Source organism: Paraburkholderia sabiae, assembly GCF_030412785.1.
Lineage (GTDB): Bacteria > Pseudomonadota > Gammaproteobacteria > Burkholderiales > Burkholderiaceae > Paraburkholderia > Paraburkholderia sabiae.
In genome coordinates, this window is record NZ_CP125296.1 from 841867 (window position 1) to 859976 (window position 18110).

13 protein-coding genes are annotated in these 18110 nt (G+C 62.1%); 9 read left to right on the top strand and 4 right to left on the bottom strand.

Translation table 11 applies throughout. The annotated features are described in order from the left end of the window. Positions 1–18: 18 nt before the first annotated feature. The 4 genes from QEN71_RS33555 to kdgD form a co-directional block, all read right to left on the bottom strand. The gene (locus tag QEN71_RS33555) at positions 19–1911 is read right to left on the bottom strand and encodes an FAD-binding monooxygenase (RefSeq protein WP_201647442.1); all 1893 of its coding nucleotides are present in this window, start codon (positions 1909–1911) and stop codon (positions 19–21) included. 212 nt (positions 1912–2123) lie between these two features. Beyond that, entirely contained in the window at positions 2124–4409 is a 2286-nt protein-coding gene (locus tag QEN71_RS33560; RefSeq protein WP_201647443.1) for a PA14 domain-containing protein, read from the bottom strand. 296 nt (positions 4410–4705) lie between these two features. Then, complete coding sequence (locus tag QEN71_RS33565; protein ID WP_201647444.1) at positions 4706–6064, bottom strand: MFS transporter; 1359 nt, start codon at positions 6062–6064, stop codon at positions 4706–4708. A gap of 84 nt (positions 6065–6148) precedes the next feature. Then, entirely contained in the window at positions 6149–7066 is a 918-nt protein-coding gene (gene kdgD, locus QEN71_RS33570; RefSeq protein WP_201647445.1) for a 5-dehydro-4-deoxyglucarate dehydratase, read from the bottom strand. Between the two features lie 199 nt (positions 7067–7265). Here kdgD and garD point away from each other — a divergent pair, with 199 nt between their 5' ends. From garD to QEN71_RS33615, 9 genes are all read left to right on the top strand, one after another. Then, positions 7266–8855 (top strand): galactarate dehydratase, encoded by a 1590-nt coding sequence (gene garD, locus QEN71_RS33575; protein ID WP_201647446.1) that lies wholly within the window; start codon positions 7266–7268, stop codon positions 8853–8855. Between the two features lie 67 nt (positions 8856–8922). Further along, positions 8923–10035 (top strand): lactonase family protein, encoded by a 1113-nt coding sequence (locus tag QEN71_RS33580; protein WP_201647447.1) that lies wholly within the window; start codon positions 8923–8925, stop codon positions 10033–10035. A 138-nt stretch (positions 10036–10173) separates the two neighbouring features. Next, complete coding sequence (locus tag QEN71_RS33585) at positions 10174–10374, top strand: hypothetical protein (protein WP_201647448.1); 201 nt, start codon at positions 10174–10176, stop codon at positions 10372–10374. 67 nt (positions 10375–10441) lie between these two features. After that, positions 10442–11455 (top strand): GlxA family transcriptional regulator, encoded by a 1014-nt coding sequence (locus QEN71_RS33590; RefSeq protein WP_201647449.1) that lies wholly within the window; start codon positions 10442–10444, stop codon positions 11453–11455. A gap of 162 nt (positions 11456–11617) precedes the next feature. After that, on the top strand, positions 11618–12829 hold the full coding sequence (locus QEN71_RS33595) for a M24 family metallopeptidase (RefSeq protein WP_201647450.1): 1212 nt from the start codon (positions 11618–11620) through the stop codon (positions 12827–12829). Positions 12830–12895: 66 nt separating this feature from the next. Continuing rightward, positions 12896–14155, top strand: coding sequence for a serine hydroxymethyltransferase (gene glyA / locus QEN71_RS33600; protein WP_201647451.1), 1260 nt, complete (start codon positions 12896–12898; stop codon positions 14153–14155). 63 nt (positions 14156–14218) lie between these two features. Next, on the top strand, positions 14219–15013 hold the full coding sequence (locus QEN71_RS33605) for a creatininase (RefSeq protein ID WP_201647452.1): 795 nt from the start codon (positions 14219–14221) through the stop codon (positions 15011–15013). 16 nt (positions 15014–15029) lie between these two features. Then, on the top strand, positions 15030–16505 hold the full coding sequence (locus QEN71_RS33610; RefSeq protein ID WP_201647453.1) for a purine-cytosine permease family protein: 1476 nt from the start codon (positions 15030–15032) through the stop codon (positions 16503–16505). A gap of 232 nt (positions 16506–16737) precedes the next feature. Further along, positions 16738–18105, top strand: a complete 1368-nt coding sequence (locus QEN71_RS33615) for an MFS transporter (RefSeq protein ID WP_233471637.1) — start codon at positions 16738–16740, stop codon at positions 18103–18105. Positions 18106–18110: the final 5 nt, after the last annotated feature.

Sequence of the window (18110 nt, forward strand, 5' to 3'; positions counted from 1 at the left end):
TTCGCGATGTTCGAAGGGTTAGTGCATGCGGAATATCGGCCGGAAGAAGGCGTTCAGTTCGGCGTATGCATCGAGTGGAAGAACATGCGCGACATACTGATCCGGACGGACCACGACGAGCGCACCCCGTTCGCGATCGATGCCGCGTTCGTCGAAGATATCAGCCGCGGCATCGCTCGTAAATGCTTTCTCGTAGTCGATGAGACCGTGTTGCCCCTTGCGTGGAAGCAGGATAGCGGGCAGGCCGTCGAGCCGCACTTCGCGATGAGGCTGCTGCAACACGGCGCGCAGATCGAGCACGCTGTCGATATCGGCGCCTTCCGGCGTGACGAGCCGCAAGATCGAATCGGTCGATGTGGCGAGATGTTCGCACAGCTTGTCGAACACGCTTCGGTCGGCATCAGCGAACGCATACAGCCGCCAGCAACCGTCCGCGCGTGCTGCATGTCCGAGGTGCACAGGCTTCGCATCCGCGAGACGCACGACAGGCGCAGAGTGAAAACGCGTGCCGATCGCAAAGCCTTTGGCCAGCGCCTGATGCGTCGCTTCGCCCGTCAGCATGGCCGGACGATAACGCGTCGCGACGCCCGCCGTATAGCGGCCCGCGCGTACGAAATACGCCTGAAGCTCGGCGGGATCGACGCCGCCAGCTTCCGGATGCAGGGGATCTTTCGGCGGCGCGGCCATCATCGCGGACCACTCCTTGTCGAAGTCGATCAGCTCTTGCGCGATGGGCTGACGTTCGTCGGAATACGTGCGCAACAGATCGATGCCGCTGCGTCCCTGCAACACGGCCGCGAGCTTCCAGCCGAGGTTGAAGCCGTCCTGCATCGATACGTTCATGCCCTGGCCTGCCTTCGCGCTGTGCGTGTGGCAGGCATCGCCCGCGATGAACACGCGTGGTTCGCGCGACGATCCATCGGCTGCAATGGCGTCGTCGAAGCGGTCGGTCAGACGCTGACCGACTTCATACACCGAGAACCATGCGACCTCCTTTACATCGAGCGAATAGGGATGCAGGATGCCTTGCGCCGTCTGAATGATGCGCTCGACGGTGGCCTGCTTGATGTCGTCGCGGTTCTCCGGCGTGACCTCGCCGAGATCGACGTAAAAGCGCACCAGATAGCCGCCTTCACGCGGAATGATGAGCAGATTCCCTTTGCTTGCCGACTGAATGGCGGCCTTCAGGCGGATGTCCGGAAAGTCCGTGACGGCCAGCGCATCCATCACGCCCCATGCATGATTGGCGGCATCGCCACGCAGCGTTTGACCGATGGCCGTGCGCACTCGGCTGCGTGCGCCGTCGCAACCTACTACATAACGCGCACGCACGGTGACCTGTTCATCGAGCCGCGTCGCATCGGTGCGACGCAACGTGACGCGCACAGGGTAGTCGCCGTCGTCGCGCTGTACATCGACGAGTTCGAGATCGTAGTCGGGTTCGAGACGTTGCGCGGAGCGACGCATCACGTCGAGCAGATAGTCCTGCACGCGGGCCTGATTGACGATGACGTGCGGAAACTCCGACATACCTGTTTCGGTATCCTGAACGCGACCGGTACGCTTGATCGCGCCACGATCGTTCGCATCGGGTCTCCAGAACACGGTTTCGTTGACCCAATAGGCTTCGCGCAACAGACGGTCGCTGAGTCCAAACGCATTGAACATCTCCACAGTCCGACACGCGACGCCATCCGCCTGGCCCATCAACAACGGTCCCGCGCGGCGCTCGACGATGCGCGTCGTGATCGACGGGAACTGCGAGAGTTGTGCGGCGAGCACGAGTCCCGCAGGACCGCTTCCGACGATGAGTACATCGACCGTCTCGGGCATATCGGCGCGAGGCGCGCTCTCCAGTGCGGGCTCGATCGTCGGATCGCCGACGCGGAAACCGTTGAGATGAAATTGCATGATGTCGTCCTCCATTGCGTACAGGTCATCTTGTTGGTGAATATACTCCGTACACCAACCATTTTAAAGAACTACCTGCGCGAATGGATGTTTACCCTGGTTTCGGGGTCAGGGCGCTCATCGGGCGCGAGACGTGCGAGATCGTAAAGAAATGACGAAAAAAACCGGCGACGCTTTCGCGCCGCCGGCCTTCTCACACAAACAACACGCAATCAGTTCGTCGCCACAAGCGGATTCGACGGCACGATCCGCACAGCAGCAGGACTCTGAACCAGCGGATTCCACCACGACAGATGCATGTTTGCGGCACCCGTGCCATGCACGTATTCGACCTTGATCGACGCAGCCTGCTTCGCATTCAGCCACACGATGCCGCTCGTCGTCGAACGCGTCGAGGTCTTCTTGTTGATGACCTGCACGCCGTTGATCCACAGCCGCGCCACGTTATCGCTATTGATCGAGAACGTGTAGAGACCCGTCATCGACGCTTCGATCGCACCTGTCCAGCGGATGCCGTAGTTCGACGCATTGACGCCCGCCGACGCATCCGGCGAGTCGGTGCCGCGCTCCGTGTTCAGATCGAAATCGACGAGCGGGGTGACCGACGTCTTGACGGGCGCGCTGCTGAAGGTCGGATCGTTGTAGTACGCGACGTTCAACACGGGCAGCTTCACATCGAATCCACCCGTCAGCGCCTGAACTTCCGACGTCTGCCACGGGTGGCCGTCAGGATAGATCGTTCCCTGGAACGGCGTCGCCGGTTCGACCGTCGCGGGTGCGCTCGGCACTTGCCCCCAGTGGAAGCGCGTGTTGGTGCGCCCGATCATCAGCTCCCAGATGATGAAGCCCGTGCTGCCGCCGTAGTTCGACACGATGCCGGGCATCGTCTGACCTGTCGTGCCTGGGAAGCCGCGTTGCAGCGTCTCCGAATTCAGCGCGTTCGCATAGCTGCCGTTGACGGGGCCCGCGTACGGGTTGCCATACGGATGGAACGCGTAGAAGTCCGAGAAGTACGTGCCTTCGTCCTCCTGCACCTGCGGCGAGTTGATCGGCTGCGTCGCACCCGCATTCAGGATCGCGATGCGCGCGTCGTTCATCAGCACGGCACGCGTCTGCTGCAGCGAACCGTTGCCACTGCAGCCCGGCTCGTTCATCGGCTCCCAGAAGATGATGCGCGAGTCGTTACGATGCGGCGCGACGAAATCGGTGATGTAGTTCGCGAGGCTCGCCTTGTAGGTGATCGACGCATTCGATGCCGTCGGCTGGAAGTACGCCTGCTCGACCGGCGTGCCCGGCGACTGCACCCACTGGCTGTTGTGAACGCCCCAGACGGGAGCAGGTTGCGGGCCGTATTGCGGCGTCGGATTCCAGCAGTCGTCGTAGAAGATCGGCGACACCTTGATGCCGTGCCGCGACGCAATCTCCAGCAGGTTTTCGAACTTGCTGAGGAACGCGACGCGGTCGTTGGCCCACACGAGGTAGTGCAGATACACGGCGATCGTGTTGATGCCGTAGGTCTGCGCGTACGTCAGTTCGCGATTGACCACAGCGGGATCGTAGTTCTGCCAGAAGTCGATCGCGTTGACGGCCGTCGATGGCGTGTAGACCATGCCGGCCACCTTCGAGAAATCGAACGTCGGCGATGTGACCTTCGGATAGGTCTTGATCGTCACGTTGCTGAAGGTCGCGCCTACGCCAAAGCGCCGTACACCGAAGCTGCCGTTCGCGAACGCGGCGGGCAGGGCATTGGTCGCATCGTTCGCGCTGATCACGCGTTGCTGGTCGAGGTCGACGGTGATGGCCGTGCCGCTTGTCGTGACCTTCAGATGGTGCGTGCTGCCACCTGTGATCGCGCTGTTCGGATACTGGATGAACTGCGTCCAGTTGTTGTTTTCGCGACCGACGACCAGCGTGTGCGAACCCGTGTCGAGGCCGATGTAGTAGCCCGTCAGGCTATCGGGGCCGCCCGCCGTCGGATTGCTCGTGCGCACGATAAAGCCCGCGTTGGCCGGGCCCGTGCCGACAGGATTGCTGATCGTGACGTCCGCTTCGTACGATGCCGTCGCATACGTGCTGCCGAGCGCGACGGCCTTGTCGCCGGCGCCCGTGCCGTTGGTGGCGGGCGCCGGAATCGTGATGCTCGACGCCGACGTGCCGGGCACCCAGCCCTGCGTGGAACCGGGCGCGAGATAGCTCGTGAAGTCGCCGAAGCTGAGCGTGGTGGTGGAGAGCGCCGCGGGCGGCGCGGGTGGCGTGTACGGCGGAAGGTTCTTGTCGGGATCGCTGATGACGACGGCGGGTGTCGTCGTTCGCATGCCGAGCGGCGTGGAGCCCGCCAGCTTGAATTCGTTCTGCACGGCAGCCGATGCCGCGGCCGCTGCTGTGTTCGCGGCGGGCGTCTGTGTGTCGGCCACCGCTGTTGGGTTAGATGAATCGCTGTTTCCACCGCACGCGGCCAGAAGCACCGCGCTTGCCGAAAGCACGAATAAGTTGCGCACCTGTCTCTCCTGTGATCCCCCGTGTTTATAAAAGGTCGAAGATTATTATTAATTTATCGTGCATGGCTCTGCCTTCACCTGTGCACGGCGATTCTTATGTTAGGAAGACACGGAAACGATACGGCGGAATTAATAATATTATTAGTCATCAATTACTGTATCGGGAGTTTCCCTGACAGGCGAGATGACGTGCAACGGGGAAGACGTGGAGGGAAATCGAGTGGACGACGCAATGGTCGATGCAAAAGTAAAAACGCCCGGAAACCCGGGCGTTTTTCGCGGCTGAAGTGACGGGATTACTGCTGCAGTTCGACTCGCTTGATGTCTTTGACGATCACGAGGTAACTGAAGATCGTCACGAGCGCGTTGATGCCGACGAACGCGAGCGCGCCGTTGAACGATCCCGACTGCGCGACCAGGTAGCCGATCACGATCGGCGTGACGATGCCCGCCATGTTGCCGAACATGTTGAAGATCGAGCCCGACAGACCGATCGCTTCCTTAGGCGACGTATCCGCGACGACGGCCCATCCCAATGCGCCCAGTCCTTTGCCGAAGAACGCGAGCGACATCAGCGCAACCACGAGCCAGTCCGTGTCGACGTAATTGCATCCGATGATGCAAGCCGACAGCAGCATACCGCCCACGATCGGCACCTTGCGCGCGACGGTCAGCGAATGGCCGCGCCGGATCATCGCGTCCGACAGAATGCCGCCGAGCACGCCGCCGAGGAAGCCGCAGATCGCCGGCAGCGAAGCGACGAGGCCCGCTTTCAGGATCGTCATGCCGCGTGCCTGCACGAGGTAGATGGGGAACCACGTGAGGAAGAAGTACGTCAGCACGTTGATGCAGAACTGCGCGAGATAGACGCCGAGCAGCATCCGGTTGCCCAGCAGCTGACGCACGATCGACCAGCGTGCATGGCCCGAGCGTGAACCGGCTAGTGAGCCTGCAACCTGCGTCTGCCGTCCGTGAATCAGCCCGCCGCCTTGCTCGATATGTTCGAGTTCGGAGCGGTTGACCTTCGGATGCTGCGCGGGATTCTTCATCACCTTCAGCCACGTGAACGCCAGCAGAAAGCCCGCGACACCCATCACGATGTACACGTGATGCCAGCCGAACGCATGCGTGAGCCACGCCATCAACGGCGTGAAGATGACGGCCGCAAAATACTGCGCCGAGTTGAAGATCGCCGATGCCGTGCCGCGCTCCTTCGTCGGAAACCAGCTCGCGACGACTTTCGCGTTGGCGGGGAAGGCGGGCGCTTCGGCCGCGCCCATCGCGAAGCGCAACACGAACAGCGCGGTGACGGCGGCCGCGCCGCTGCCCAGCACGCCGATCGAACTCTGCAGCAGCGTGAAGAGCGACCACAGAAAGATACTCGCCGCATACACGCGGCGCGCGCCGAAACGGTCGAGCAGCCATCCCGCCGGCACCTGCGAGAGCACATACGCCCAGCTGAACGCCGAAAAGATATAGCCCATGCGGATCGCGTCGAAGCCGAACTCGGCGCGCATCGCTGAGCCCGTGACGGAGAGCGTCGCGCGGTCCGCGTAGTTGAACGTCGTGATCGCGAAGATCAGCAACAGGATGACGTAGCGCACGCGCGTCGGTGTTGCGGCGTCTGCCGGGTTCGCAGTGCGGCTGATAGCCATGATGTCTCCTCTTGAATGCGCGCCGGTTTGCAACCGGCGAGGCGCGCGAAAGGCGCGGCCTCGCCGGTCTCCTTCCGCTGGCGTTTATTGCGCGCCGAGCTTGCGGATCAGCGCGTCGAGTTGCGCGAGTTCTTCTTCCGTCAGATCGGTGAGCGGCGCGCGCACGGGGCCCGCATCGTGGCCGACGAGTTTCGCGCCCGCCTTCACGATGCTCACCGCGTAGCCTGCGCGACGGTTGCGGATGGCCAGATACGGCAGGAAGAACTCGTCGATCAGGCGGCCCGTAGTGGCGTGATCGTCGGCGGCGATCGCGCGATAGAACTCCATCGCCGTTTTCGGAATGAAGTTGAAGACAGCCGACGAATACACGGGCACGCCCAGCGCCTTGTACGCCGCTGCGTAGACTTCCGCGGTCGGCAGGCCGCCGAGATACGAGAACCGGTCGCCGAGGCGGCGGCGGATCGACACCATGCTTTCGATCTCGCCCACGCCGTCCTTGAAGCCGATCAGGTTCGGACACTTGTCAGCCAGTTGCTCAAGCGTGTCGGCGTTGAGTTTGGAATTGGCGCGGTTGTAGATGATCACGCCCATGTCGGGCACCGACTTGCACACCTGTTCGGCGTGCAGCGCAATGCCTTCCTGCGACGCTTCCGTCAGATAGTGCGGCATCAGCAGAATGCCGTTCGCGCCGTTGCGCCGCGCTTCCTGCGCGAAGGCGATGGCAGCGCGCGTCGGGCCGCCCGCGCCCGCGAGGATCGGCACCTTGCCTTTGCAGACTTCCGTCGCCGTACGCACGACGTTCGAGTATTCGTTATGCGTGAGCGAGAAGAATTCGCCCGTGCCGCCCGCCACGAACAACGCCGAAGCGCCGTAGGGCGCGAGCCATTCGAGTCGCTTCGCGTAAGTGTCGGGGCGGAAATCGCCGTTCGCGTCGAAGTCGGTTACGGGGAAGGACAGCAGGCCTTCCGAAACAATCTGCTTGAGTTCCTGGGGTGTCGTCATGATTCGTGTGTCGGAATGAGGTTGTCAGACGTGTTGTGTGGAGAGATCGTACAAGTGCGACACCGCCAAATCAAACGAAATCACCATATTTGCGTAATTTTAAGGGTTTACTCGTAGCTCATCGGACGGCAAATGTTGTACGATGACGCCTAAGTTGTTTGACGAAATATCCGGCTTGAAGCCGATCGAGTTGAAGGCAATGAAACAGTCTCCGCTTTACATTCGCGTGCACCCCGACGACAACGTCGCGATCGTCGTCAACGACGGCGGCCTGGACGCCGGCGCCGTCTTTGCCGATGGCCTGACGTTGTGCGAGCGCGTGCCGCAAGGACACAAGGTCGCGCTCAAGGATCTGGCCGAAGGCGATGCCGTCGTGCGCTACAACGTGGTCATCGGTTATGCGCTTCAGCCGCTGCCGAAGGGCAGCTGGGTGAACGAGCACGTCATCCGCATGCCGACGCCGCCCGCGCTCGACGACCTGCCCATCGCGACGATCAAGGCGCCCGACATGCCGCCGCTCGACGGCTACACGTTCGCGGGCTATCGCAATGCGGACGGCTCGGTCGGCACGCGCAACATCCTCGCGATCACGACGACCGTGCAATGCGTGGCCGACGTGGTTCAGCACGCAGTGACGCGCATCAAGGCCGAGTTGCTGCCGAAGTACCCGAACGTCGATGACGTCGTGAGCCTCGGGCACACGTACGGTTGCGGCGTCGCGATCGACGCGCCCGATGCGATGGTGCCGATCCGCACGGTGCGCAACATCAGCCTGAATCCGAACTTCGGCGGCGAAGTGATGATGGTGAGCCTCGGCTGCGAGAAGCTGCAGCCCGAACGCCTGATGCCGCCGGGCACGATCCCGATCGCAACCGCGCCCGTGGAAGACGTCGCGGATATCGGCGATCTCTCCGTGAAGACGGGCAACGGCGAGGTCGTGACGTTGCAGGACGACTCGCACATCGGCTTTCAGGCGATGATCGAATCGATCATGAAGATGGCCGAAGGGCATCTGAAGCGGCTCGACACGCGGCGCCGCGAGACCTGTCCGGCGTCGGATCTCGTGATCGGCGTGCAATGCGGCGGCAGCGACGCATTCTCCGGGCTTACGGCGAATCCGGCCGTGGGTTTCGCAACGGACCTGCTGGTTCGCGCGGGCGCCACGGTGATGTTCTCCGAAACGACGGAAGTGCGCGACGGCGTCGGTCAGCTCACGGCGCGCGCAGCCAATGCCGATGTCGCCGCGGCCATCATCCGCGAGATGGAGTGGTACGACAGCTATCTCAAGCGCGGCGGCGCGGACCGCAGCGCGAACACGACGCCCGGCAACAAGAAAGGCGGCTTGTCGAACATCGTCGAAAAGGCGATGGGCTCGATCATCAAGTCAGGCAATTCGTCCATCTCCGGCGTGCTCTCGCCGGGCGAGAAGGCCACGAAAAAAGGCTTGATCTACGCGGCGACGCCCGCGAGCGATTTCATCTGCGGCACGCTGCAGGTGGCGGCCGGCATCAACCTGCACGTGTTCACCACGGGCCGCGGCACGCCGTATAGCCTCGCCGAAGTGCCCGTCATCAAGCTCGCGACGCGCACGGACCTCGCGCGTCGCTGGTTCGATCTGATCGACGTCAACGCGGGGACGATCGCGACCGGCGACGCCACCATCGAAGACGTGGGCTGGGAACTGTTCCATCTGATGCTCGAAGTCGCGAGCGGCCGCAAGAAGACTTGCGCCGAAGCGCTCAAGCTGCACAACGCGCTCGTGCTGTTCAATCCCGCGCCGGTGACCTGAGCGGACACGCCTGCGCGTATCGGCAAGCCGAAGCATGCTTGAAAACGACAAAACGGAGACCACAACAATGAAAAGCAAACAGAAGTTCACGAAGCATGCTCTTCGGATCGTCACGGCGGCAGTGGTCGGCGTGACGGTCACGCTCGCGGCGCATGCGTCGACCTACGTGTATGTGTCGAATGCCGACAGCAAGGATATTTCCGTGCTGGCGCTCGATCAGGCGAACGGCAAGCTGACTTCCGTCGAAACCGTGTCCGTCGATGGCACGGTGATGCCGATGGCGTTGTCGCCGGACCGGCATCGTCTGTATGCGGGCTTGCGTTCCACGCCGTATCGCGTGGTGAGTTTCGCGATCAATCCGCTCGACGGCAAGTTGATCGAACTGGGCCGCGCGCCGCTCGCCGACAGCATGGCTTATGTATCGACGGACGCCACGGGGCGCTATCTGTTTTCGGCGTCCTACGGCGGCAACATGCTCGCGGTCAACGCGATCGGCGCCGATGGCGTTGCGAAGGACGTGCAGCAGACCATCAAGACGGGACCGATGGCTCACGCAATCCGCACGTCCGCCGACAACCGTTACGCGTTCGCATCGGTGCTCGGTTCGGACGCGTGGCTGCGCCTGAAATTCGATCCATCGACAGGGCATCTGACGGAAGACCACGATCCTGCGTACAAGCTGCCGGAAAAGTCGGGGCCGCGTCACTTCGTGTTTTCGCACGATCAACGCTTCGTGTATCTGATCGACGAACTCGACGGCAAGCTGCACGTGCTGTCGTTCAATCGCGCGTCGGATACGGTCACGCCGATCCAGACGGTCTCGATCCTGCCGCCCGCATTTTCAGGCGATAAACCGTGGGGCGCCGATGTCCACCTGACGCCCGACGGACGCTTCCTGTACGCGTCGGAGCGGACGTCGAGCACGCTCGCGGCGTACAAGATCGACGCGGCGACGGGCAAGTTGAAGCGCGTCGGCACGTTCTCTACGGAGAAGCAGCCGCGCGGTTTCAACATCGATCCGACGGGGCACTATCTGTTCGCCGTGGGACAGTTGTCGCCCACCTTGAGCGTGTATCGCATCGACGCGAAGACGGGCGACCTCGGCGAGATCGGCAAGTACCCGGTCGGCAAGGGTGCGAACTGGGTCGAGGTCGTGAGTTTCGACGGGTCGAATCAGTAATTCCCGGCTGCATTGGCATTTCGCGAGCAGCCTCGCGAGAGCTCTAAAGTTTTCCGGATCAGCGCCGAAGAACCTGTGGTGGCACACACAAGCGCCGCGCATCGCGCGTCGCCCGTTCCTCTACGGCACTGATCCAGAATGAACACGAAGAACTATCGTCAAACGGCTGGCAAAGGGTATCTGGCTGATCACCTGGTGGAAGGGCGCCTGAGAACGTACAGCGTCCCGCACGATCGTTCCGAACAGATCAAGGAAACGGCAGGCGTCGTACTGGCGGCCGTGTTCACGCTGATCGCGGGTATCGGCACGATTCTTCAGCTTGTGGCGTACTTCCGTTGATACCGGGTTGTCGAATGAAGTGACGCTATGATGCCGGTTTCAACCATCGCCCCCGCTATGGCCGGCCATGTCGTCATCACCTGAGCAACGTCCCGAGAGCCGTATCGAGGCGGGCGTGCACGATCTGCGCGTCACGCGCTACGGCTTCCTGCTGCTGGACAACTTTTCGCTGATCGCACTGGGCACGGCCGTGGACCCGTTGCGTATCGCGAACATGCTCGTCGAACGCAAGGTGTACGACTATCAGCTGATCGGAACCGGCGACGAGTACGTCTGTTCGAGCGACGGCATCCGCGTGATGCCCGACACGTCGATGGCCGATGCGGGGAAATTCGACGCCGTGTTCGTCGTCGGTCCGAATCCGATTCCGCGCAAAGGCATCGGCGCGGTGCTCGACTGGCTGCGTTATCACGCGCGCAGCGGAACGGCGCTCGGCGGCCTCGATACAGGCAGCTATTTTCTCGCGCGAGCGGGGCTGCTGAACGGCTATCGATGCACGATTCACTGGGAAGACCAGGACGTGCTGCTCGAACAGTTTCCGAAGCTCACCGTATCCAATCGTCTGTACGAGGTCGATCGCGACCGTTATACGTGCAGCGGCGGCGTCGCGCCACTCGATCTGATGGTGCATCTGCTCGGCATGCCGCCCGGCAGCCATTCGCTGGCGGCGCGCGTGCTCGAACTGCTGGTCGCCGAGCGGCGCAGTCACGAGCAGCGGCAGGTCACGTCGCTGCGGCAGTACATCGGCGCCGAGCACGCGAAACTCGACGAAGCCTTGCAGGTGATGGAAAGCAACGTGGAGGAAACGCTTTCAGTCGCGGAAATCGCGACGTTTCTCGACGTTTCGCAACGTCAGCTCGAACGCTGGTTCAACGAGCGGCTCGGCAAGACGCCAGCACAGGCGTACCTGGAAATTCGCCTGTTGCGCGCGCGGCAGTTGCTCTACCGGACGGCCAAGCCGCTCGAAGAGGTCTGCGCGCGCACCGGCTTCACGTCGCTGACGCACTTCTCGACGCGCTACAAGGCGCAGTTTCATATCTCCCCGATGGCCGATCGCCGACGCTATCAGAAGGCGCTCTAACCACCCCGCAGCGAGCCGCCGCGCGTGAGTACGCGAATGGTCGTGGTTAACCCTCGATGTCGAAAATAAAAACTCCGGTGTCGCTTCGAGAAATATTCGAAACGGGCAGAACCCTAACATGAGGCTCACTTCAACTGGATTTTTCACCGAGGAGTCGAGCACATGAAACTGGAAAACCTGATCCGGATCGAGAACGGGGAGAAAGCGAAGCACACCTTCTCCGACGCCGAATATGCGAACCGTCAAGGCAAACTGCGTGAACTGATGGCGCGCGAAAATATCGACGCCGTGCTGTTCACGTCGTATCACAACATCAACTACTACGCGGACTTCCTCTACTGCTCGTTTGGCCGCAAATACGGGCTCGTCGTGACGGACAAGAAGGTCGTATCGATTTCGGCGAATATCGACGGCGGCCAGCCGTGGCGGCGCACGGTCGGCGACTACAACGTGGTCTATACCGACTGGCAGCGCGACAACTTTTTCCGCGCCGTGCAGGGCGAAATCGACAACCGTGGGCGCGTGGGCGTCGAATTCGATCAGATGCCCGTCGAAGTGCTGGCTAAACTGAAAGCGGCGCTGCCTTCCGCCGAATTCGTCGATATCAGCGCGCAGACCATGCGCATGCGGATGATCAAGTCGGCAGAAGAAATCGAACTGATCAAGCATGGCGCGAACGTCTGCGACGTGGGCGGTGCGGCGCTCGCGGCGGCCGTGCACGAAGGCGTGCCCGAGCACGAAGTGGCGCTCGCGTCGACGCAGGCGATGGTGCGCGAAATCGCGCGGCGTTTTCCCGATTCGGAACTGATGGACACGTGGACATGGTTCCAGTCGGGCATCAACACCGACGGCGCGCACAACCCCGTCACGACGCGCAAGGTGCAGAAGGGCGACATCCTGAGCCTGAACTGTTTCTCGATGATCGCCGGCTACTACACGGCGCTCGAACGCACGATGTTCTTCGATCATTGCCCGGACGAGCATCTGCGGCTCTGGAAGATCAACGTCGAAGTGCATGAAGCGGGTCTCAAGCTGATCAAGCCGGGCGCGCGCTGCGGCGACATCGCGAACGAACTCAACAAGATCTACGCCGAGTACGGTGTGTTGAAGTACCGCACGTTCGGCTACGGCCATTCGTTCGGCGTGCTGTCGCATTACTACGGCCGCGAAGCGGGGCTCGAGCTGCGCGAAGACATCGACACCGTGCTGGAGCCGAACATGGTCGTGTCGATGGAACCGATGATCATGCTGCCGGAAGGTCAGCCGGGCGCGGGCGGTTATCGCGAGCACGACATTCTCGTGATCGGCGAGAAGGGCGCGACGAACATCACCGGCTTCGCGTACGGGCCGGAGCACAACATCATCGCGGCCTGACGGCACGTTGCGCGACACCCTGCGGCGCAGGCCGCAGGCGACCCACTGTGGCAGGAGGCGTAGTACATGTTTTCGAAAGAACAGACGATCGCGGGCTTCGATCCCGAACTGTCGGCCGCGATGCAGGGCGAGCGTCAACGACAGGAAGATCACATCGAACTGATCGCATCGGAAAACTATGCGAGCCCGCGCGTGCTGGAAGCGCAGGGTTCGGTGCTGACCAACAAGTACGCGGAAGGGTATCCGGGCAAGCGTTATTACGGCGGTTGCGAACATGTTGACGTGGTCGAGTCGCTGGCTATCGAACGTGCCAAGAAGCTGTTCAACGCCGACTATGTGAACGTTCAGCCGCATAGCGGATCGCAGGCGAACGCAGCCGTTTATCTCGCGCTGCTCACGCCCGGCGACACGATACTCGGCATGAGCCTCGCGCACGGCGGGCATCTGACGCACGGCGCGAAAGTGTCGTTTTCGGGCAAGGTATTCAACGCGGTGCAGTACGGCGTCGACGCGTCGACGGGCCTGATCGACTACGACGAAGTCGAGCGGCTGGCGCTCGAACATCGGCCGAAGATGATCGTCGCGGGCTTCTCCGCATATTCGCGCGTGCTCGATTTCGCGCGCTTTCGCGAGATCGCCGATCGTATCGACGCGCTTCTCTTCGTCGATATGGCGCACGTGGCGGGCCTCGTCGCCGCAGGCCTCTATCCGAACCCCGTGCCGTTCGCGGACGTCGTGACGACGACCACGCACAAGACGCTGCGCGGTCCGCGCGGCGGCCTGATTCTCGCGCGCGCCAACGAAGCGCTCGAAAAAAAGCTCAACGCGATGGTGTTCTCAGGCACGCAAGGCGGTCCGCTGATGCACGTGATCGCCGCGAAGGCGGTGGCGTTCAAGGAAGCGCTCGGCGCGGAGTTCGCCGCTTACCAGAAGCAGACACTCGACAATGCACGCGCGATGGTGGCGGTATTCATCGAACGAGGCTACAAGGTAGTGTCGGGCGGCACGGACGATCACCTGTTCCTCGTGGATCTCATCGACAAAGGGATCACGGGCAAGGACGCGGACGCGGCGCTCGGCCGGACGCATATCACGGTGAACAAGAACGCGGTGCCGAACGACCCGCAGTCGCCATTCGTGACGAGCGGCATTCGCATCGGCACGCCCGCGATCACGACGCGCGGATTCGGCGAGAACGAAGCGCGGCTGACGGCGTCGCTCGTGTGCGATGTGCTTGACAGCATCGGCGACGAGAACACGGAAGCTAGCGTGCGCGAGCAGGTCGCGCAACTGTGCGCGCGCTTGCCCGTTTATCGCGGACTGTGACGCATCGCGCCGACGCATATCGACATTGCAGCAGGAACGAGACAAGTGAAGGAGGCAACAGCCATGAAGCAAAACGTAGTGATAGGAGAACTGGCGGCGCCCGAGTACGCGCGCCGTATCGGCGGCGGCTGGCCTGTGCTGATTCCGCTCGGCGCGCTGGAGCAGCACGGGCCGCATATGTCGATGAACCCCGACGTGCTGCTACCGACGGCCATCGGCATCGCGGTCGCGCAGAACATCGACGCGCTGGTCGCGCCCGCGATCGCCTACGGGTACAAGTCGCAGCAAAAGAGCGGCGGCGGCAATCATCTGTGCGGCACGACGAGTCTCGACGGTCATACGTTGTCATCGACCATCAAGGACATTCTCAAGGAATTCGCGCGGCACGGCGCACGCAAGATCTGCCTGATCAACGGTCACTTCGAGAATTCGATGTTTGCCGTCGAGGGCATCGATCTCGCGTTGCGCGAACTGAAATGGGAAGGCGTGCACGACTTGCAGGTCGTGATGCTGTCGTATTGGGACTTCGTCACCGAGCAGACGATTGCGCGCATCTATCCCGATGGATTTCCAGGCTGGGCCGTCGAGCATGGCGGCGTGCTGGAGACCTCGCTGATGCTGCATCTGCATCCGCATCTCGTGGACATGTCGCAAGTGCCCACGCACGCGGCCGCGACGTTCCCGCCGTACGACGTATTCCCGCCGATTCCCGAGTGGACGCCCGCATCGGGATGTCTGTCGTCGGCCGCGAATGCGTCTGCGGAGAAGGGGAAATTGCTGTTCGATGTCTGCGTCGAAGGTATGTCGCAGGCACTGGGCGAAGCCTGGCAAGCGCGTGCGAAAGCATCGCGGGCCTGACAACCGGGAGAGAGCGATGAGCGCGCACCAGAGCAGTCACCCGCAGCATGAAGTGGACGCCGACAAGGCGTGGAGCATCGAGCAGCACGCAATCGATCCGATCCCTCGCGAAGACCGGCACGGCACGCCCGCCGAACTCTTCAAGATGTGGATCGGTGCAAACACGAACTACGTGGTGGTGGTCACGGGCGCGCTGGCGCTGTCTCAAGGGCTGTCGTTGTGGCAGGCGTTGCTCGCGATTCTGGTGGGCAATGCATTCGGCTGCTTCGTGCTCGGACTCACGACCATCATGGGGCCGAAAACGGGCACGTCGGGGATCATGACGTCGCGAAGCTCGTTCGGACAACTCGGCTCGTTTCTGCCGAAAGCCGTCAGCCTGATTTCCGCGTTGAGCTGGTTCTCGATCAACTCCGTCGTCGCCACGCAAGCACTCGAAACACTGCTGAAAATGGGCGGTTTTCATAGCCATGCGGTGGTGTGGGTATCGCTCGCGATCATTCTCGCTGCGGAAATCGTGCTCGCGATCTTCGGTCACGCGACCATCATCGCCGCCGAAAAATGGATCGCGGTGATACTCGCGGTGCTGTTCGCGGGGCTTGCCGCGTTCGTGTTGCCGCATACGAGCCTCGCGATCGCATCGCAGGTCAATCATGGCGGCGGCTCGTTCAGCACGTGGCTGATCGCAATGGGGATCGTGTTTTCTTACCCGATCGGCTGGGCCAATTTCGCCTCTGACTACAGCCGCTATTTCCCCGCTGAAACGAGCTGGAAAAAGATCGTGCTGGCGGCAGGCGGCGGACAGTTCGTCGCGCTGATGTTCTGCGAAGTGATCGGGGTGCTGTTCGCGACGGCGCTTGGCGGCTCGCTTGGCGAAGATCCCGTGAGCCAGTTGGGCCGCTTTCTGCCGACGTGGTTCATCGTGCCGCTGCTGTTCGCGATCATTCTGGGCGGCATCGCGGCGAACGTGCCGAACGGTTATACGGCGGGTCTCGGTCTGCTCGCGCTGCGCATTCCGATCAACCGCGTGACGTCGCTGGCGATCATCGCGCTGTTCACGTTGTCGTTCCGCGTGGTGACCGTGTTCTATGGCCAGTTCTTCGACATGTATCAGGTCTTTCTCAACTACATGGTCTTCTGGACTGCGCCGTGGGCTGCGATCGTCGTCGTCGACTACTTCATGCGCGGCGGCCACTATCGTGCGGACGACTGGACGAAGTGGGGCAGCGGCGCGTACTGGTACACGAACGGAATCTTCTGGCCGGGCATGATCGCGTGGATGCTGGGCATCGTTGCATCGATCGTGTTCTCGAACTCGCCAACCTATGCAAGCCCGCTGATGCGCGACTATCTCGGCTGGGGCGATCTGAGCTTCGAGTTCTCGTTGCTGACGGGCGGTATCGCGTACTTCCTGCTGGCGCGCAAACATCCGCTGTTTATCACGACATCGGCTAGCGATCGCCTGCGCGGCGACGTTCACTCCACGTCGATCTGATCCCGATCTGATCCGTCGCGTCCGAGGTTGCCCTCTATGTCCGCAGGCGTTGCATAACGCCCGCGGAGATAGCGGGCTTTTTTGCGTTTACGTCTATTTTCATGGGCTCGCTGGCGTATACCCTCGATGTCGGAAACAGCGAGCGCGATGTCGAAAGGGGAAATATTCCGCGTTATTGGACTTCTACCATGCACTCAAGCCAATCGATCATCGTCAGGTCTGGAGAGCATCAATGAATACGAGAAGAGCAGTACATGGAGAGTCCTCCACGCGTGGCATCGCATCAACGGGCACGCTTACGGGTGACACTGCAGCGGACGCCGCCGTCGATCCGAAACTGCTTAAGCGTGCGGCCTGCGCGAGCTTTATCGGCAACTTCGTCGAGTGGTTCGATTACGCGTCGTACGGCTATCTTGCGACGATCATCGCCGTCGTGTTCTTCCCGAAGACGGACGGCAGCACGGGGCTGCTCGCGGCCTATGGCGTGTTCGCCATTTCGTTCATCGTGCGGCCGATTGGCGGCATCGTGTGGGGACATTTCGGCGACAAGATCGGGCGGCGCGCTTCGCTGTCACTGTCGATTCTGATCATGTCGGCATCGACGTTCGTGATTGCGCTGTTGCCGACCTACGCGCAAGTGGGCGTGCTCGCGCCCGTGCTTTTGCTACTCGTGCGCGTGGTCCAGGGCTTTTCCGCTTCCGGCGAATATGCTGGCGCGTCGGCGTTTCTCGCCGAGTATGCGCCGTCGAACCGGCGCGGCTTCTATACGAGCATCGTGCCCGCCAGCACCGCGGCGGGCCTGCTGTTCGGCTCGATTCTGATCGCGATCATGCATGCCGTGCTGAGCAGCGAGCAACTGCATGCGTTCGGCTGGCGTCTGCCGTTTCTGCTCGCCGCGCCGTTCGGTCTGATCGGCCGCTACATTCGCGTGAAGCTCGAAGACACGCCGCGTTTCAAGGCGCTCGAACAACAGAGCCACGTGGCGCGCGCACCGATCGCAGAACTGCTCGGCAAGCATCGGATGAAGATGGTGATCGCGTTCGGCGTGACCTGCCTGAATGCCGTCGCGTTCTATCTGGTGCTGAGCTACATGCCGACCTATCTGTCGACGGAACTCGGGATGGACGAGACAGCGTCGTTCATCGCAGCGACGATTTCGCTGACGGCGTATATCGGGCTGATCTTCCTGATGGGCGCGTTGTCCGATCGGCTCGGACGCAAGTCGATGCTGATCGGCGCGTCGATCCTCTTTGCGGTGCTGACGGTGCCGCTCTTCAAGGGGCTGGCGGGCGCAGGCTTCATGACGATCGTCGCGATCCAGATTGCGTTCGGTGCGTTGCTGACGATGAACGACGGCACGCTGCCTTGCTTCCTGTCGGAGATCTTCCCGACGCGTGTGCGTTACAGTGGGTTCGCGTTCTGCTTCAATGCGGCCAACGCGCTGTTCGGCGGCACGGCGCCGCTGGTCGCGACGTGGCTGATCGGCGCGACGGGCAGCAAGCTCGCGCCCGCGTGGTATCTGGTGGGCGCGTCCGTCGTCGCGTTGATTGCGATGAGCGCGAGCCGCGAGACGTCGCGTGCACCTCTGGCCGACGAGTAATCCGC